This is a genomic window from Bradyrhizobium sp. Gha (genome assembly GCF_900113735.1).
Lineage (GTDB): Bacteria > Pseudomonadota > Alphaproteobacteria > Rhizobiales > Xanthobacteraceae > Bradyrhizobium.
The window spans coordinates 18,272-34,158 of sequence record NZ_FOQM01000051.1 but is presented as its reverse complement, the minus strand read 5'-3'; the positions used below and the strand labels follow the sequence as shown (position 1 = coordinate 34,158).

19 protein-coding genes and 1 tRNA gene are annotated in these 15,887 nt (G+C 63.4%); 9 read left to right on the top strand and 11 right to left on the bottom strand.

The annotated features are described in order from the left end of the window. Positions 1 to 62: 62 nt before the first annotated feature. The gene (gene pheS, locus BM222_RS36090; RefSeq protein WP_092239383.1) at positions 63 to 1,145 is read right to left on the bottom strand and encodes a phenylalanine--tRNA ligase subunit alpha; all 1,083 of its coding nucleotides are present in this window, start codon (positions 1,143 to 1,145) and stop codon (positions 63 to 65) included. A 151-nt stretch (positions 1,146 to 1,296) separates the two neighbouring features. Here pheS and BM222_RS36085 point away from each other — a divergent pair, with 151 nt between their 5' ends. Continuing rightward, entirely contained in the window at positions 1,297 to 1,710 is a 414-nt protein-coding gene (locus BM222_RS36085) for a hypothetical protein (protein WP_092239406.1), read from the top strand. An 11-nt stretch (positions 1,711 to 1,721) separates the two neighbouring features. Here the strand turns inward: BM222_RS36085 and rplT are convergent, their stop codons facing one another. Both rplT and rpmI read right to left on the bottom strand, forming a co-directional pair. Continuing rightward, complete coding sequence (rplT, locus tag BM222_RS36080; protein WP_092239381.1) at positions 1,722 to 2,081, bottom strand: 50S ribosomal protein L20; 360 nt, start codon at positions 2,079 to 2,081, stop codon at positions 1,722 to 1,724. Positions 2,082 to 2,168: 87 nt separating this feature from the next. Next, positions 2,169 to 2,369 carry a 50S ribosomal protein L35 gene (gene rpmI, locus BM222_RS36075; RefSeq protein WP_007598540.1) on the bottom strand — a complete coding sequence of 67 codons (201 nt, stop codon included), beginning with the start codon at positions 2,367 to 2,369 and terminating at the stop codon, positions 2,169 to 2,171. A 182-nt stretch (positions 2,370 to 2,551) separates the two neighbouring features. Between rpmI and BM222_RS36070 the strand changes: the two genes are divergently transcribed. Beyond that, positions 2,552 to 2,908 carry a hypothetical protein gene (locus tag BM222_RS36070; RefSeq protein ID WP_502690997.1) on the top strand — a complete coding sequence of 119 codons (357 nt, stop codon included), beginning with the start codon at positions 2,552 to 2,554 and terminating at the stop codon, positions 2,906 to 2,908. A 154-nt stretch (positions 2,909 to 3,062) separates the two neighbouring features. On the opposite strand, the gene infC is transcribed toward BM222_RS36070, so the two are convergent. Continuing rightward, entirely contained in the window at positions 3,063 to 3,602 is a 540-nt protein-coding gene (gene infC, locus BM222_RS36065; RefSeq protein ID WP_092239402.1) for a translation initiation factor IF-3, read from the bottom strand. Between the two features lie 251 nt (positions 3,603 to 3,853). Here infC and BM222_RS36060 point away from each other — a divergent pair, with 251 nt between their 5' ends. Next, a complete protein-coding gene (locus BM222_RS36060) occupies positions 3,854 to 4,666 on the top strand; it encodes an alpha/beta hydrolase (protein WP_092239379.1) in 813 nt (270 codons plus the stop codon). 121 nt (positions 4,667 to 4,787) lie between these two features. Here BM222_RS36060 and BM222_RS36055 read toward each other — a convergent pair whose 3' ends face one another. The 3 genes from BM222_RS36055 to BM222_RS36040 all read right to left on the bottom strand — a co-directional run bounded on the left by BM222_RS36055 (position 4,788) and on the right by BM222_RS36040 (position 7,587). After that, on the bottom strand, positions 4,788 to 5,588 hold the full coding sequence (locus BM222_RS36055) for an acyl-CoA thioesterase domain-containing protein (protein WP_092239377.1): 801 nt from the start codon (positions 5,586 to 5,588) through the stop codon (positions 4,788 to 4,790). Between the two features lie 182 nt (positions 5,589 to 5,770). After that, positions 5,771 to 6,946, bottom strand: coding sequence for a tRNA epoxyqueuosine(34) reductase QueG (gene queG / locus BM222_RS36045; protein WP_092239373.1), 1,176 nt, complete (start codon positions 6,944 to 6,946; stop codon positions 5,771 to 5,773). Continuing rightward, on the bottom strand, positions 6,895 to 7,587 hold the full coding sequence (locus BM222_RS36040) for a glutathione S-transferase family protein (RefSeq protein WP_092239371.1): 693 nt from the start codon (positions 7,585 to 7,587) through the stop codon (positions 6,895 to 6,897). Before BM222_RS36040 ends, queG begins: the two co-directional genes overlap by 52 nt. A gap of 169 nt (positions 7,588 to 7,756) precedes the next feature. Between BM222_RS36040 and BM222_RS36035 the strand changes: the two genes are divergently transcribed. From BM222_RS36035 to BM222_RS36025, 3 genes are all read left to right on the top strand, one after another. Next, positions 7,757 to 8,563 (top strand): undecaprenyl-diphosphate phosphatase, encoded by an 807-nt coding sequence (locus tag BM222_RS36035; protein WP_092239369.1) that lies wholly within the window; start codon positions 7,757 to 7,759, stop codon positions 8,561 to 8,563. A gap of 96 nt (positions 8,564 to 8,659) precedes the next feature. Continuing rightward, positions 8,660 to 9,991, top strand: a complete 1,332-nt coding sequence (locus BM222_RS36030; protein WP_092239367.1) for an FAD-binding oxidoreductase — start codon at positions 8,660 to 8,662, stop codon at positions 9,989 to 9,991. Continuing rightward, the gene (locus tag BM222_RS36025) at positions 9,988 to 10,728 is read left to right on the top strand and encodes an SDR family oxidoreductase (RefSeq protein ID WP_092239365.1); all 741 of its coding nucleotides are present in this window, start codon (positions 9,988 to 9,990) and stop codon (positions 10,726 to 10,728) included. The genes BM222_RS36030 and BM222_RS36025 overlap by 4 nt, the downstream gene beginning before the upstream one ends. A gap of 169 nt (positions 10,729 to 10,897) precedes the next feature. Here the strand turns inward: BM222_RS36025 and BM222_RS36020 are convergent, their stop codons facing one another. After that, positions 10,898 to 11,863 (bottom strand): complex I NDUFA9 subunit family protein, encoded by a 966-nt coding sequence (locus tag BM222_RS36020; protein WP_092239364.1) that lies wholly within the window; start codon positions 11,861 to 11,863, stop codon positions 10,898 to 10,900. 139 nt (positions 11,864 to 12,002) lie between these two features. Between BM222_RS36020 and BM222_RS36015 the strand changes: the two genes are divergently transcribed. Both BM222_RS36015 and BM222_RS36010 read left to right on the top strand, forming a co-directional pair. After that, positions 12,003 to 12,089 (top strand) — tRNA-Leu (locus BM222_RS36015). Between the two features lie 649 nt (positions 12,090 to 12,738). Continuing rightward, positions 12,739 to 12,942, top strand: coding sequence for a hypothetical protein (locus BM222_RS36010; RefSeq protein ID WP_092239362.1), 204 nt, complete (start codon positions 12,739 to 12,741; stop codon positions 12,940 to 12,942). Between the two features lie 49 nt (positions 12,943 to 12,991). Here the strand turns inward: BM222_RS36010 and BM222_RS36005 are convergent, their stop codons facing one another. Beyond that, positions 12,992 to 13,273 (bottom strand): helix-turn-helix domain-containing protein, encoded by a 282-nt coding sequence (locus BM222_RS36005; RefSeq protein WP_283810287.1) that lies wholly within the window; start codon positions 13,271 to 13,273, stop codon positions 12,992 to 12,994. A 96-nt stretch (positions 13,274 to 13,369) separates the two neighbouring features. Then, a complete protein-coding gene (locus BM222_RS36000) occupies positions 13,370 to 13,981 on the bottom strand; it encodes an AraC family transcriptional regulator (protein WP_092239358.1) in 612 nt (203 codons plus the stop codon). A gap of 85 nt (positions 13,982 to 14,066) precedes the next feature. Here BM222_RS36000 and BM222_RS35995 point away from each other — a divergent pair, with 85 nt between their 5' ends. After that, complete coding sequence (locus BM222_RS35995; protein ID WP_092239356.1) at positions 14,067 to 14,393, top strand: NIPSNAP family protein; 327 nt, start codon at positions 14,067 to 14,069, stop codon at positions 14,391 to 14,393. Positions 14,394 to 14,538: 145 nt separating this feature from the next. Here the strand turns inward: BM222_RS35995 and BM222_RS35990 are convergent, their stop codons facing one another. Then, on the bottom strand, positions 14,539 to 15,810 hold the full coding sequence (locus BM222_RS35990; RefSeq protein ID WP_092239354.1) for an MFS transporter: 1,272 nt from the start codon (positions 15,808 to 15,810) through the stop codon (positions 14,539 to 14,541). Between the last annotated feature and the right edge of the window lie 77 nt (positions 15,811 to 15,887).

The window sequence follows — 15,887 nt, the reverse complement described above, 5'->3', positions numbered from 1 at the left end:
GAGGGTCAGGGAGAGGGTTGTCTCCGGGGAGGGAACGGAGAGAGTGTTCGTGAGGGCGAGCATCACGAGCTCAGTCCCCCAGCCAGCGTCGGCACTTCCAGCGGCCTGAAGCCGTAGTGGCTCAGCCAGCGGACGTCGCTGTCGAACAGCTGGCGCAGATCGGCGATGCCGTATTTCAGCATGGCGATGCGGTCGATGCCCATGCCCCAGGCGAAGCCCTGGTACACGTCGGGATCGATGCCGCAGGCGCGCAGCACGTTCGGATGCACCATGCCGCAGCCGAGGATCTCCATCCAGTCCTCGCCTTCGCCGAAGCGGATCTCGTTTTTGTCGCGGCGGCACTGCAGGTCGACTTCCAGCGACGGCTCGGTGAACGGGAAGAACGACGGGCGGAAGCGCATGTTGAGGTGGTCGACCTCGAAGAACGCCTTGCAGAACTCGTGCAGGATCCATTTGAGGTGGCCGAGATGCGAACCCTTGTCGATGACGAGGCCTTCGACCTGGTGGAATTGCGGCGTGTGGGTCGCGTCCGAATCGATGCGATAGGTGCGGCCCGGGCAGATCACGCGGATCGGCGGCTTCCGGGTCAGCATGGTGCGCACCTGCACCGGCGAGGTGTGAGTGCGCAACAGCATGCGCGAGCCGTCCTCCTTCGGATGGAAGAAGAACGTGTCGTGCATCTCGCGCGCCGGATGACCTTCCGGGAAATTCAGCTTGGTGAAGTTGTAGTCATCGGTCTCGATGTCTGGACCTTCGGCGACCGAGAAACCCATGTCGGCGAAGATGGTGGTCAACTCGTCCCAGACCTGGCTGAGCGGATGGATGCGGCCGGCCTCGGCCTGCGCATCGCGTAAGGGCAGCGTGACGTCGACGGTCTCGGACGCGAGCCGCGCATCGAGCGCGGCGGACTTCAGTACGTCGCGGCGTGCGGCGAGCGCCTCGGTGACCTTGTCCTTGGCCTGGTTGATCGCCGCGCCTTGCGTCTTGCGCTCGTCGGGCGACATCTTGCCGAGGGTTGCGAGCAGCGCCGAGATCGAGCCTTTCTTGCCGAGGGCTGCGACGCGGACCGCTTCGAGCGCGGCTTCGTCGCCTGCGGCGGCGATCTGGTCGAGGATGGATGTTTCGAGCGTTGCGAGGTCGGACACAGTCTAATCCTTAGCTCCAAATTCGGCTGGGTTGTCGCCGCCCGAAGGCCGTAACGTCAAGCAAAAAGCCGGTCAATTCGCCTCTGGACCAGCTGGGTTGAACCTCGCGCGGGGACCCGGCACCAAGGAGGAGCAAGAGGAGACCTTTCCAATGCTTTCGAAATGCTACCTGGCTGCTCTGGCCATCGTTCTGTCCCTCGCCGGCACGCCTGCGCGCGCCATGGTCTGCATGGACAAATCCATGACGCCGGACGAGGTCGCGGACACCATCAGCGCCCAGAAGGGCTGCGAAAGCGCGATGAAGGTCTTCAGGGATTGCGAACTGAGCGCGAGCGGCGATGTTCAGCTCGGCGCCGCCGTCGAAAAGACATGCGAGGCGGACTTCAAGCCTGGCCTCAGTGCTGCGCAGACACAGGCGTACAAAGGCGAGATGCACGCATGCGACATCAAGTACCGGAACAAGTCCGGCACCATGTATCTCTCGTTCACGGCATTCTGCCGGGCGGAGGTGGCCCAGCGTTACTCGCAACGCGCGCTGAAGGCTGCGGGCGCGAACGCCCGCTAGCGCGGGCCCTATCAGGCCGCGAGAGCGGCCTTGGCCTTCTCGGCGATCAGCTGGAACGACGCGGGCTCGTGGATCGCGAGATCCGAGAGCACCTTGCGGTCCACGGTGATGCCCGACTTGGCGAGACCGTCGATAAATCGGCTGTAGGTCAGGCCGAACGGACGGACAGCCGCGTTGAGACGCTGGATCCAGAGCGCGCGGAAGGTGCGCTTCTTACGCTTGCGGTCGCGGAAGGCGTACTGCTGGGCCTTCTCGACGGCCGGCTTGGCGGCGCGGATGGTGTTCTTGCGGCGGCCGTAGAAGCCCTTGGCGGCCTTGTAGACTTTCTTGTGCTTGGCGTGGGCGGTCACACCGCGTTTGACGCGAGACATGACGAAATCCTTCAGAGATGACTTGGTTTTTCGGATCGCCGCGCAAAACGCGGCGCAGATGGCAATGATCTTCGATCTTGGACGCGATCAGGCGTTCGGCAAGAAGTACTTCTTGACGTTGTCGCCGTCGGTCTTGAACAGCACAGCGGTGCCGCGAAGCTGACGGATCTGCTTCTTCGTCCGCTTGATCATGCCGTGACGCTTGCTGCGATGGGCGAACATCACTTTGCCGGTGGCAGTCACCTTGAAGCGCTTTTTAGCGCCCGATTTGGTCTTCAGCTTGGGCATTTGGCTCTCCTAATGGCCACAGAATTCCGCCCGCAAAGGCGGCTGGCCGTCAAAAATGCTCGTTAGAGCGTTGATTGTGCTCAGGTTTTGCGAACAAGCGCGAAACCCGCACGAAACACCGCCACGGCAGCCCTTAATCAGCCGGGCGATGAAGGCTGGGCTTATGACAGAGGAAACGCCGGATGGCAACGATGAACCGCGGGAACCGCCGCGCCGACTATTTGGAGTTACCCACGGCCGATGCCCGCATCGCCGGTTATGACGGCGTCTGGAATGTCACTTTCGCCACCACCCGTGGCGCCTGCGGCTCGGGGTATAGCGTCCCCTTCACGGTCACGGGCAGCCGCGTGTCCTCGGCCGGCGGCGGCCGGGTTTCCGGCACGGTCAACCGCGGGGGCGCCGTCGCGGTCGCGGTGTCGGTCGGCGCCTCCCATGCCGCCGGCGGCGGCCGTCTCGGCGGCGCAGCCGGGGCCGGATACTGGAGAGGGGTCATCTCCGGCGATCAATGCAGCGGCACCTGGCAGGCGACAAGGACGTAAGCGCAGCCGAAACGGCGGTGCGCTCCCTGCCCCGGTTGCGGGGGGTGGGTTGGGGAGAGTGAAGAGGAGTTCGCGGCTGCACCTTCGCAAAAACAAAACGGCCCGCCGGACAATCCGGACGGGCCGTTGAATTCTCAGCGTTGAAAAGCTGCGCTCAGCGCGGCGCCAGCACCATGACGACCTGACGGCCTTCGAACCGGGCGTCCTGCTCGACCTTGGCGAGCTCGGCGACGTCGGTCTTGATCTTGTCCAGCAGCTTGGTGCCGATTTCCTGGTGCGCCATTTCGCGGCCGCGATAGCGCAGGGTGATCTTGACCTTGTCGCCTTCTTCGAAGAACCGCAGCATCGCCCGCATCTTCACGTCGTAGTCGTGGTCGTCGATCATCGGGCGGAGCTTGATCTCCTTGATCTCGACCGTCTTCTGACGCTTGCGGGCCTCGGCGGCTTTCTTCTGGGCGGAATACTTGTACTTCCCGTAGTCCATGATCTTGCAGACGGGAGGGCTGACATTTGGCGAAATCTCAACCAGATCCATGCCGGCTTCCTGGGCCATCTTGATGGCAAGCATGGTCTCGACGGTGCCTTTGTTCTCACCGGCCTGATCAATCAGCTGGATCTGCGCGTTGCGAATATCATCATTGATGCGCGGCCCATCTTTGCTGGCAACGGGCGGGGCTCTATTGGGACGGCGAATGGGTGGTTCTCCAACATTGTGAAAGGAAGCGGCTATTTTGCAGGAAGATGCTGATGCCGGCAAGCAAGTCGCTGTTGCGAGCAGCGAAAAACCGTCAAATGCGAGGCATTTTGGCCACGCTTTTCGGCACGGTGCACGACATAGACAGCCTGCCCCTGTTCCGCAAGCGTCCCAAAGGGACAATAGCAATATTGGGTTGCTTCGCGAACACGCCCGAACAGCTCAAACCGCACAGCCGGAGTAAACGTTCCATGACCACAGCAATTCCCGATGCCGTGCTCGACTTCATCGAGGTGGGTGAGGGCGCGTCCGCGCGCAGGATCGCGGTGCGCCACCGCACTGGCCAAGGATCTGGTCAAGGTCCCGGCGTGGTCTGGCTCGGCGGCTTCAAGTCGGACATGCAGGGCGGCAAGGCGGTGGCGCTGGATGCCTGGGCCGCAGAACATGGGCGTGCCGCCGTCAGGTTCGACTATTCCGGGCATGGTGAATCCAGCGGCGAATTCGCCGACGGAACCATCGGCAGCTGGCTCGAGGACAGCGTCGCGGTGTTCGAGCGGTTCTGCACCGGTCCGCAAATCCTGATCGGCTCCTCCATGGGCGGCTGGATGGCGCTGCTGCTGGCGCGCGAGATCAGGAACCGTCGGGAGAAAGCGCAAGCCAAGGCCTCGCTCGCGGGCCTCGTGCTGATCGCGCCGGCGCCCGACTTCACGGAAGAGCTGATGTGGAAGACCTTCTCGCCCGCGGTGAAGAAGGAAATCGAAACCAAGGGCTTTTGGCTCAGGCCATCCGAATATGGCGACGGCACGCCGTATCCGATCACACGCAAGCTCATCGAGGAGGGTCGCAACCATCTCGTGCTCGGCAGCGCCATCGATCTCGGTTGCCCCATCCGCATCCTGCAAGGTGCCCAGGACCCCGACGTCCCGTGGCAGCATGCATTTGCGCTGACGCATCGCCTGCCGGCTGACGACGTCGTGCTCACGCTGATCCAGGACGGCGACCATCGCCTGTCCCGTCCGCAAGACATCACGCGCATTCTTGCCGCAGTGGCGGAGATCGTATGATTTTTTCTTCCTTCTCCCCTTGCGCGAGCGATGATCGACGACTGGTTTGTCGCACGGCCACGGATTTCCGTGGGACATCGAGGGGAGAGGGAGCGCAAACTGCTGTTGTCTGTGATTCCAACTAGGGCGGCGGTGGCTTCGCCATCGGCTTGCGTTGCGCCAGCGCGGCGACCGTCGCGGTGCCGATCGGGCCCTGCTCGTCGTAAAGCCAGCATTCGCCGATCGCGACGCCATCAGTGGCCTGATGGTTGACCACGTCGAAACCGATCCAGTTCGTCACCGGCAATCGGTGCAGATAGATCGTCACGTCGCTGTTGATATAGCCGAGCCCCTTGTCGCCGGCATTGGCAAATGGGCTCGCGAAATCGGCACCTGTGGCGACGTGGACGAACGGCGTCATCCGCACGCCTGCAACGAGCTCGCGCACCTCGCTCATCCAAAGTCGCCGCGGCCCGAGCGAGCCCATATGGCCGACGATGGGCCGCGTCGTCCATTTGCCGTGCATGCCGAGCCTCGGATCGGTCGGCTTCGGAATCTCTGATGGCTTCGGCACGTCCCAGTTCGGCGGCGACCAGACATTGCCGTCAGGATTTTGCGTCCGCCGCAATAGTTGGCACGAAGCACGCGCCATGCTGACCCCGCCGGAGACAAACTCGGCTTCCACAACGCGGATGCGCAGGCCGTCGCGCACCAGCCGCGTCGTCACTTGGATCGGCTTGTCGATGGTCGGCAGCCGAAACATGTCGACTGTCAGCCGCGCCGGCACGAATTCCGGGCCCGAATGGCGCTCCTCGATGACAAAGCCGAGCAGGCCGATGATGACGCGACCGTGCAGCGATTTCGGATCCCACGGGCCATTGGCCACTTCCGTCGGATGGAATGTATCGCCGTCGCGGGTGAAGAAGGGGATGCTTGTTGTCATATGCGCGACTTTGCGGGAATGGGTGAGGAAATCAAGGTGGTGAAGTGGACGCACCATGGCCACAACAACGGTGTCATCGCCCGACTTGATCGGGCGATCCAGTACTCCGAGACAGTCATGATTGAGCCGAGAGGCCGCGGCGTGCTTGATTCCCCGCCTTCGCGGGGAATGACAGGGGTGGGCTAGGAAGCGGCTCGCCACTCCTCGCGCACGCTGTCGTCGGCCTCGTTGCTCGCCGCTGCAGACCTCATCACCTCAAACTCTTCCCGCTCCACCAACTGCCCGAGCGCCCACACCGCAGCCCCGCGCACCAGCGGGCTCGCATCGTCAAGCAATCGCCGCGCTTCCTCCGCCAGTGCGGCCTCGCCGGAATTGCCGATCGCGATCAGCACATTCCGCACAAAGCGCTCCCGGCCAATCCGCTTCACGGGTGACTTCGTGAACAGCGCGCGAAATGCGGCATCGTCGAGTCGCGAAAGTTCGGCCAGACCAGGCGCGCGCAATTCCTCACGCGCAGCGAGTTTGGCTTCGCGTCCCTCCTGCGCAAACTTGTTCCAGGGACACGCGGCGAGGCAATCATCGCAGCCATAGATGCGGTTGCCGATAGCCTTGCGAAATTGCTGCGGGATCGGCCCCTTGTTCTCGATGGTGAGATAGGAGATGCAGCGCCGCGCATCGAGCTTGTACGGTGCGGGAAATGCCGCGGTCGGGCAGATCTCGAGACAGGCCCGGCACGAGCCGCAATGATCGATCTCGCCGGGATCGCGCGGCAGCTCGAGCGTGGTGTAGATCGCGCCGAGGAACAGCCATGAGCCGAATTCGCGCGAAACGAGATTGGTGTGCTTGCCCTGCCAGCCCAGATGTGCGGTCTGTGCCAGCGGCTTCTCCATCACCGCTGCCGTGTCGACGAACACCTTCACTTCGCTCGGCGCTGTCGCAACCAGCCAGCGCGCCAGTGCCTTCAGCCGCTTCTTGATGACGTCGTGATAGTCGTCGCCCCTCGCATAGACCGAGATCGCGCCACGCGTGCGCCGTTGCAGGATAGCGAGCGGATCCTGGTCGGGTCCGTAATTGACGCCGAGCATGATGACGCTGCGCACGGCCGCCCACAGCCCGCGCGGATCGACGCGGCGCTCCGGCTGGTTGGCGAGCCAGTCCATGTCGCCATGGCCGCCCGAGGCGATGAATTCGAGGAAGTTCGCGCCGGCCTCGTCGATCGTGCCGGGCTCGGTGACGCCAATGCAGTCGAAGCCGAGCGCGCGCGCCTCGCGCGCCAGCGCCGCCTTCAGTTCAGTCGGATCGGAGTTCAGAAATCCAGGTCCACGTAGGTCCGCGACGCCGGCACGCCCGCCAGCCATTCGCTCAGCAGCGGGCGGAACGACGGGCGGGATTTCACCCGCGCGTACCACGCCTTTGCCGCGTCGTCCTCGCTCCATGGCACGTCGCCCAGATAGTCGATCGCCGAAAGATGCGCCGCGGCGGCGAGATCCGCGTAAGTGAGCCGGTCGCCGGCGAGGAAGTTGCGCGTCTGCGCCAGCCAGCCGATATAGGCCAGATGATAGCGCACATTGGCCTTGGCGGCGCGCATCACGTCCGCCGAGGGCGGGCCGCCGCCATTCTCCTCGCTCATGAAGCGCTTGTAGATGCGCTCGGTCACGAGCGGATGCGAGACTTCCTCGAAGAACTTTTCGTTGAACCAGGTCATCAGCCGGCGCACCTCGACGCGCTCACCGATCGTTTCCGGCATCAGGCGCTTGGGTCCCATCCCGGCGCCATAGGCTTCGTCGATGTATTCGGCGATGATGGCCGCACTCGGGACCGGCGGCTGCTCGTCGTCCAGCAGAACAGGCGTGGTGCCGGCCGCATTGAGCAGCAGAAATGCCTCGCGCCGTTCCCAGCTGCGTTCTTCGACCAGTTTCAGCTCGAGCCCGTATTCGCCCCCGATCAGGCGAATGAAGCGCGAATGTGGACAGAACGGATGATGAAACAGCGTAAACATGAAGCCTTTGACTATTTGATGGTGCTTAAGAATCCATCAATGTTTGTGCGGCGCCACACTAGTCTTTCAAAACCGCGCGGCAAAGGCGCGATAGCGCATTTTGCGATTGCGAGCGAGAGGCGAATAGGCGAGAAGAGCCCCGCTTTTCCAGCGGAAATGGACCGTAAATATGTCAGATACCGTACGGGCAGTGATCCTCGGCATCATCGAGGGTGTGACCGAGTTCCTTCCCGTGTCCTCGACCGGCCACCTGCTGCTTGCGGAGCGCTTTTTCGGCCTCGGCGAGGGCGCATTCTGGGATTCGTTTACCGTCCTGATCCAGCTCGGCGCCATTCTCGCGATCGTCGTGCTGTACTTCAAGAAGCTATGGGACGTCGCGATCGGCATGTTCACGGGCGATGCCTATGCGCGCCGTTTCGTGATCGGCGTGCTGGTGGCATTCCTGCCGGCTGTCGTCGTCGGCCTCCTCGCCGGCAAGTATATCAAGAGCCTGCTGTTCAATCCCTGGGTCGTGTGCTTCTCGCTGATCGTCGGCGGCGCCATCCTGTTGTGGGTCGACAGGCTCGAGCTCAAGGCGCGCGAGTATGACGCCACGCGATTTCCGCTGCTGATGTACCTCTATATCGGCATCGCGCAGTGCGTTGCGATGATTCCGGGCGTGTCGCGTTCCGGTGCCAGCATCGTCGCCGCGATGTTTCTGGGCGCCGACAAGCGCGCGGCGGCGGAGTTCTCGTTTTTCCTCGCCATCCCGACCATGATCGGTGCGTTCGCCTACGATTTCTACAAGAGCCGCGCCGAGATGACGATGGACCACATGGGCATCGTCGCGATCGGCTTCGTGGTGTCGTTCGTCACCGCGATCATCGTGGTGAAGTCGTTCTTGGAATACGTCACCCGCCACGGCTTCGTGGTGTTCGCCTGGTGGCGCGTCATCGTCGGCACCCTCGGCCTGATCGCGCTGGCGCTGGGCCATTAACGTCTCGGCAACTTGCCGACGGGCCTCAACGCAATATCAGCTTTTCGCCGCTAGTCAGTTTCCGGGAGCGGGGTGGCCCGCAGGTGGAGCTGAACGATGACGACTGTCAGCGGCTGGGGGCGCTTCCCGGTCGTCGATACCGAAGTGCTGAGGCCGCGCTCGTTCGAGGCGGTGGCCGACGCCATCGTCGCCGGCTCGGTGGCGCGGGGCAATGGCCGTGCCTATGGCGATGCCGCGATCGGTGCCGCCAGGACCATCGGCATGACAGGGTTCGACCGGGTCAGATCGTTCGATCCGGCAACGGGCCGCATCCGCCTCGAGGCCGGCGTGCTGCTGTCCGACCTGATCGACGCTTTTGGCCCGCGCGGCTTCCTGCCGTTCGTCCTGCCCGGTACGCGGTTCGTGTCGGTGGGCGGTGCCATCGCCGCCGACGTGCACGGCAAGAACCATCATGGCGAAGGCGGTTTCGGCCGCTATGTCGACAGCATCCTGCTGCACACGGGTGCAGGCGAGACCATCGAAGTCTCGCGCGAGCAAAATCCCGATGCCTTCTTCGCGACCGTGGGCGGCATGGGCCTCACCGGCGTGATCCTCGAAGCCACGATGCGGCTGCGCACCGTCGAGACCGGCTGGATCCGCGAGCAGGTGGTTTCCGCTTCCGATCTCGATGCCGCGATGCGCGCGCTCCAGGCGAGCGAGTCTGCGACCTATTCGGTGGCGTGGATCGATTGCGTGGCGCGCGGGCGCGATCTCGGGCGCTCGCTGATCTATCTCGGTGAGCACGCAAGCGCCGACGAGCTTGCTGAAGGCGCCGATCGCTTTCCCGTTGGCAAGAAGCCTGGGCTCGCCGTGCCGGTCGACCTGCCCGCGATGGCGCTCAATCGCGTGACCATCCGCGCCTTCAACGAGCTCTATTACCGCATGGGCGCGCGACGTGCAGGCAGCGACCATCTGGTCTCGCTCTATCCCTATTTCTTTCCGCTCGACAGCCTCGCCGACTGGAATCGCATCTATGGCCGGCGCGGCTTCCTCCAGCATCAATGCGTGATCCCGGAAGCCGGCGCGCGCGGCGTGCTCGGCGATATCCTCGATCGCGTCTCCAAGCGCGGCGATGCGTCGTTCCTCGCGGTGCTGAAAAAGCTCGGGCATGGCGACGGCCTGCTGTCGTTTCCGCTGCCCGGCTACACGCTGGCGCTGGATTTCCCGGTCAAGGGCGACATCCTCGATTTCCTCGACGAGGTCGATCGTCTCGTCGTCGCCGCCGGCGGCCGGCTCTATCTCGCCAAGGACGCGCGGCAGTCGCGTGCGACGTTCGAGGCCGGCTACCCCGCGCTGTCGCGCTTCAAGGCGATCCGCAAAGCGCTCGATCCCGCCGGCAACATCCGCTCCAAGCTTTCACAACGCCTGTTCGATGAGGTCAAGCCGTGACATCACGCATGTCAGTTCTGGTGCTCGGTGGCTCCTCCGACATTGGTCGCGCCGCGGCGCGCGCCTTTGCCAAGGCGGGGTACGATGTCGGTCTCGCCGGCCGCGACGTCGCGGCGCTCGAGCCTGACGCCGCAGATCTGCGCGCGCGCTACAATATCGAAGTCGGTCTCTTCAAATTCGATGTGCTCGACGCCGCTTCGTTCGACGGCTTCGTCGCAAGCCTTCCCGCGCTGCCTGACGTCGTCATCTCGACCGTCGGCCTTCTGGGTGTGCAGCAAAATGCCGAGAGCGATCTTGCGCACGCCACCACGATCATGCGCTCGAACTATGAAGGGCCATCGCTGATCCTCGGCCTGTTCGCCGAAAAGTTTTTAGCTCGCGGCAATGGCACCATCGTGGGCGTGTCCTCGGTCGCCGGCGATCGCGGCCGCGCCTCGAACTATGTCTACGGTTCGGCCAAGGCCGGTTTCTCCGCCTTCCTCTCGGGCCTGCGCGCCCGTTGCAGCCGCAGCGGCGTGCACGTCGTCACGGTGAAGCCCGGCTTCGTCCGCACGAAAATGACTGAGGGTATGAAGCTCATCGGCCCGTTGACCGTCGACCCGCCGGTCGTGGGTAAGGCGATATTGAACGCCGTCGAGAAGAAGGCCGATATCGTCTATGTCAGTGGCATCTGGCGTCTCGTGATGCTGATCATCAAGACGCTGCCCGAGGCGGTGTTCAAGAAGCTGAAGTTTTGAGGCTGCTGCGAGCCGCGACGGCGATCTGCTCTTTGGCCCGGCTCGTCCAACAAACTCGTCATGCCCGGCCTTGTGCCGGGCATCCACGTTCTTGATGCCGCGAAGTAAGACGTGGATGGCCGGGTCAAGCCCGGCTTGTCCCGGCCATGACGACGGAGAGAGCTGGTCCTCACACGCCCATGCGCTGGAACTGGCCCTGCGGGCGGAAACGCCAGAGATATTGCGGGGCGATCGCTTCCAGCGAATCCGCCGTGATGCCGAGGCCTTCCAGCGTCAGCCCCGCGGCCTTCGCGGCTTCCGACACGACATTGTCGCGCTCGAGCAGCGTGACCTGGTCCGGCGTCAGCTTGAAGGTACCCGGCGCGAATTGCAGGACGGCCGCCTTGAGGCGCGCAAGGCCAAACGACAAGGGCACGAGCGTCGGCTTGCGGTCGGCGATCGCGACGATGGCCTCGATGATCTCGCGCATCGTCAGCACCTCGGGACCGCCGAGCTCGTAGGTCGCACCCGCCTTGGCCTTGCCGTCGACGGCGTCGGCAATCGCGGTGGCAACGTCGCCGACATAGACGGGCTGCATCTTGGTCGCGCCGCCGATCAGCGGCAGCACCGGCGAGATCCGCGCCAGCGCCGCAAAGCGGTTGGTGAACTGGTCCTCGGGACCGAACATCACCGAGGGGCGGACAATCGTGGCCGACGGCACTGCTGCGCTCACCGCCGCCTCGCCGGCCGCCTTGGCCTTGGCATAGCGCGACGGCGATTCGGCATCGGCGCCGAGCGCCGAGACATGGATCAGGCTGGCGCCCACGGCGGCCGCCGCTTTGGCGACGGTCTCGGCGCCCTTGGCCTGGACGGCGTCGAAGGTCTGGGCGCCGCTCTCGGAGAGGATGCCGACCAGATTGATCACGACCTGCGAATCACGCACCGCCGCCTCGACCGAGGCCGGATAGCGCAGATTGGCCTGCACGGTGTGGACCTGGCCGACTTTCCCAGAAGGCTGGAGATAGCCGGCCAGTTCCGGCCGGCGCACCGCGACCCTGATCCGGTAGTCCCGCCGGCACAGCGCGCGGACGACATTCCGGCCCAAAAACCCCGATCCGCCGAAAACCGTGACGAGAGTTTCCAGATTCGATGCCATGAGAGCTTTTCCTGCGGGAAGACTGCGTAATATCAGGCTTCTACCGGGCCGGTTTGCAATGCGCAATCGGCATCCCGAACCATGAATTGACAACGGCGTCACCGAACCGTAGTAACCGCCTCCGTGCCCCAAACGGCATGCCCAGGTGGTGGAATTGGTAGACGCGCTGGCTTCAGGTGCCAGTGGCTTAACGGCCGTGAAGGTTCGAGTCCTTTCCTGGGCACCATTTTTCGGGGTTTGGTCCCCAAATCGAGCTATTTCCAATCATCGGAGTTAGCGGGACGGCAATCCCCGGGGATCTCCGTCGAGAGGGTCTTGTCCTCACGCCACGCTCCTCCCAGCCCGCTTCGCATCTATTTCTGCACAGATGATCGCGGCTGCCAGCACCGAACCGAGCCCGCCCGAGAGCTGCTGGAGTGCAGCGCCGATTGGCGCAGATCAGCAACTGACACCCCGCAGCAGTGGTCCAAAACTAGATGGTCGCAGAACGTAGCGTCGGCGACTTACAGGCGAGATGGCAGCTTTGCGGGACGGGCTGCTGCGTGACTCTACTCACAGTCATCTCAACCAGCTCTCAGCTAAAGGTGCGGCATCAACCCGATGGGGCGGGATGACTTTCGGATGGAAAGAAAATCATGCGCGCGATGTCAAGCACTGATGAACTGTCCCTCGACCGTCTCGATGACGTTGTGGGAGGGTCAGGTAGTTACGGCACGTCAGGACACACCGGAGCTATCGCTTGGGGAACGAAAAGCAACGGCGGTATGGCTGTGACGTGGCCGGGCAGCCTCGGCGGTGTGAACGGTGTTTGGTCGGTTTCTTCGGACGGCGGTGTGCAGTGGCACGGCAAGCCCCAGTGAAGAAGGAGAAAGGAAATGACCCAACCGTCGTATCAGGAACTGACGGACGCCGACCTGACCGTTGTGTCGGGAGGAGTGTTAAAGGAAATCTTCCAGCAAGCCGGGCGTCAGATCATGAACAAGGTCACGCAACCTTCGCTTCTGTGCAACCCGGACACGGCACTGATGCAGTTGGACGGAACACTCACGTCAGATAGCCCCGGCTGTCACCGGACCTAAATGCGAGCGCCAGCGATCGACGCGCATGGCAGCCGTGCTAGGAGCTCGACTATCCGATGTCGCGCAATGTACGCGAGGTCAGACCGTAGAATTTCAGATGAACCCGGTTCATCTGCTCGACTGACCCGAAGCCGCATTTGGCCGCAACCGTCTTGAGCGGCAAAGTCGAGGTCCGAAGATGGTGACGTGCCGTGTCGGCGCGAAGCCGTTTGACCGTCTCGGCGGGCGGCACACCGATCAGCGTTCGATATTTGCGTGCGAATGTTCGCTCGCTCATGCCCGCCTGAGCCGCAAGCTCAGGGACGCGTAGGTCACGGCTGAGATTGGCCAAGATCCACTGATGAAGCTCCGCAAAGGCTGCCGCCCTGTCATGGTCAATGGTTTCGATGAATTCGCTGTATTGCGACTGGCTGCCTGGTCGCTTGACCTAGAGCACCATCCACTTGGCCGTGACTGCGGCGGCTGCTTCGCCGTGGTCGTCAGCGACGAGCGCGAGGGCGAGGTCGATGCCGGCGCTGACGCCCGCGGAACTCCAGATCTTGCCGTCACGCACATAGATGGCATCGCGATCGACCGTGACATCGCGGAAGTTCCGTTGGAGCTTGTCGCAATCGACCCAATGCGTTGTCGCTCGTTTGCCCGCAAGCAACCCGGCCCGCGCAAGCACGAGCGCACCGTTGCAAACGGAGCAGATCCGCTCCGCCTCGTCCTTGTGGGTCCGCAACCAGCCGATCAGAAGGGGATCGTGCGACGCCGCTTCGACACCCTTTCCTCCAACCACCATAACCGTCGTTCCGGGCTTCAACGCAGATGGCAGAGCCTCGGCATCGATCGCCAGTGACAAGGAGCCCTGTACCCTGGTGGGACCCGATGACACGACCGAGACCCGGTAATCGATCGGCAGCCCTGTTGCGGAATCCCGCGCATGTTCGCTCGCCGAAAGGAACACCTGCATCGGGCCGGCGAGATCGAGCACTTGGAAGCCCTGAAAGGCCAGAAAGACAATATGCCGAGGGCTTGCCGACGCCGGTGTGAGCATTGGCAGGAAATACGACAAGTTTGGCAAATATGCCACTCGTAACAGGCGTAACTCGGACAAGGGTTAAGCCAAGCGAGGATGACAGATGATCTACGAGTTGCGCACCTACCGCACCCTGCCGGACCGGATGCCGGCATTGCTCAAGCGCTTTGAGACGCGGACACTGCAGATTTGGCAGCGGTTGGGCATTCGCCAGCTTGGCTTTTGGCGGACCACCGTCGGACCGTCACACCTTGAGCTCGTCTATATTCTCGTCTGGAGCTCGCTCGCCGAGCGGGAGCGCCTCTGGAATGCCTTCGTGACGGACCCCGAATGGCAGGAGGTCGCCGCTGCCTCGGAGGCCGACGGGCCAATCCTCGCGAATATCTCGAACTCCTTCATGAGCCCAACGAGCTTCTCGGCCCTGCAATGAGAGAGGGGCTTGGCGGACCAGCGACGTCGTCGTGACGAGGAATTTGCACGCCAAATGGAGCGCAACGGTGTGGGCCACCGGGCGGCGATCCCACGGTCGCCGCCGTCAGGATATCTGAGCCGGCCAAATCGGCTCTGTCAGCCTCTCACACCACCCGCTTCCCCGCCTTCTCCGCCACCCCCTTCTGCACGAAATACATCGCGACCAGCGTGATAACATTGGTCGTGACGACGACGTAGCCGATCCGCTCGAAATGGAGCAGCGAACCGTTGGGTTGCTGCGAGATGATGGCGGCCGCAAGCACCGAGCCGAGGCCGCCGGAGAGTTGCTGCAGCGAGGCGCTGACCGCGCTGAACGAGCCGCGCTGGCTCAGGTCGGGGATCGCCGACATCAGCGCCTGCGACGGGATCATGCGCGAGAAGATACCGACGAACAGCAGCACGTTGACGGCGATCGCGGTCACCAGCGAGACATGGCCGAGATGGGTGTAGATCAGGACCATCACGACGGTCATCACGCAGCCGAACACGAAGGTCGGGTATTTGCCGAAGGCGTCGCTGGCGCGGCCGACCATCGGGCCCGTGACGATGCTGAACAGGCCGGAAACCAGATAGATCGTCGGCAGATGCACGATGTCGATGCCGACATTGTTCACGGTGAAGGCGCTGGAGAACGGCATCAGCATGTACCCGCCGGTCGCCAGCAATGTCGTGACCGAGAAAGCCAGCGTGTAGCGCGGTTCGAAGATGGTGGCGACCAGATGGTGGAACGGGTTTCGGTCCTGCTTCAGCTTCAGATGCGCGTCGACCGGCTCCATGGCGAAGGCGATGATGGCGATCGCCAGGATCGACAGGCCGACGATGGCAAAGAAGCAGACATGCCAGCTCCAGTGGTTGGCGAGAAACAGCCCCGCCGGCACGCCGAGCACCTGGCTCGCCGCGAAGGCGGTCTGGACGAATCCCATCACGCGGCCGCGCAAGTGCAATGCGAAGAGGTCGGTGACGATTGCGAGCACGATCGAGCCGATCACGCCGCCGAACAAGCCGGTCACGATGCGGCCGAGCAGCAGCACGTGGTAAGTTTGGGCGAATGCGCAGAGCGCGGTGCCGAGCGTGAAGCCGACATAGAAGAACAGCAGCAGGCGCTTGCGATCGAAGCGATCGGCAAAGCCGGCGGCCAGGATGCCCGACAATCCTGCGCTGAACGCGTAGGCCGACACTGCGACGCCGAATTGCCCGGCCGTGATGTCGAGCGAGGGCATCATGATGGCGCCGAGCGGCGACATGATGATGAAGTCGAGAATGATGGTGAACTGCGCGAACGCGAGCAGCGCCACGAGAAGCGATTGGTAGCGCGTAAAGCCGCGCTGGCGTTCCTGCTGATCGTCGATCGGCGCGGCGAGCGTCTGGTCTGTCATGATACCCTGAGGGTGTGGTGGGAAAGCTGGGCTCACATGGGGTGCGCGCCGCCGATTACCACCACGGCGGGCCTCAT

Bases quoted from the DNA above. Each gene is read 5' to 3' on its own strand.
- rpmI (WP_007598540.1), bottom strand. From the start codon at position 2,369: ATGCCCAAGCTGAAGACCAAATCGGGCGCTAAAAAGCGCTTCAAGGTG.
- BM222_RS35995 (WP_092239356.1), top strand. From the start codon at position 14,067: ATGATCTACGAGTTGCGCACCTACCGCACCCTGCCGGACCGGATGCCG.
- BM222_RS36035 (WP_092239369.1), top strand. From the start codon at position 7,757: ATGTCAGATACCGTACGGGCAGTGATCCTCGGCATCATCGAGGGTGTG.
- BM222_RS36060 (WP_092239379.1), top strand. From the start codon at position 3,854: ATGACCACAGCAATTCCCGATGCCGTGCTCGACTTCATCGAGGTGGGT.
- BM222_RS36070 (WP_502690997.1), top strand. From the start codon at position 2,552: ATGGCAACGATGAACCGCGGGAACCGCCGCGCCGACTATTTGGAGTTA.
- BM222_RS36085 (WP_092239406.1), top strand. From the start codon at position 1,297: ATGCTTTCGAAATGCTACCTGGCTGCTCTGGCCATCGTTCTGTCCCTC.
- BM222_RS36000 (WP_092239358.1), bottom strand. From the start codon at position 13,981: ATGCTCACACCGGCGTCGGCAAGCCCTCGGCATATTGTCTTTCTGGCC.
- queG (WP_092239373.1), bottom strand. From the start codon at position 6,946: ATGGCTGGCGGGCGTGCCGGCGTCGCGGACCTACGTGGACCTGGATTT.
- BM222_RS36055 (WP_092239377.1), bottom strand. From the start codon at position 5,588: ATGACAACAAGCATCCCCTTCTTCACCCGCGACGGCGATACATTCCAT.
- BM222_RS36040 (WP_092239371.1), bottom strand. From the start codon at position 7,587: ATGTTTACGCTGTTTCATCATCCGTTCTGTCCACATTCGCGCTTCATT.
- rplT (WP_092239381.1), bottom strand. From the start codon at position 2,081: ATGTCTCGCGTCAAACGCGGTGTGACCGCCCACGCCAAGCACAAGAAA.
- BM222_RS35990 (WP_092239354.1), bottom strand. From the start codon at position 15,810: ATGACAGACCAGACGCTCGCCGCGCCGATCGACGATCAGCAGGAACGC.
- BM222_RS36030 (WP_092239367.1), top strand. From the start codon at position 8,660: ATGACGACTGTCAGCGGCTGGGGGCGCTTCCCGGTCGTCGATACCGAA.
- BM222_RS36010 (WP_092239362.1), top strand. From the start codon at position 12,739: ATGACCCAACCGTCGTATCAGGAACTGACGGACGCCGACCTGACCGTT.
- BM222_RS36020 (WP_092239364.1), bottom strand. From the start codon at position 11,863: ATGGCATCGAATCTGGAAACTCTCGTCACGGTTTTCGGCGGATCGGGG.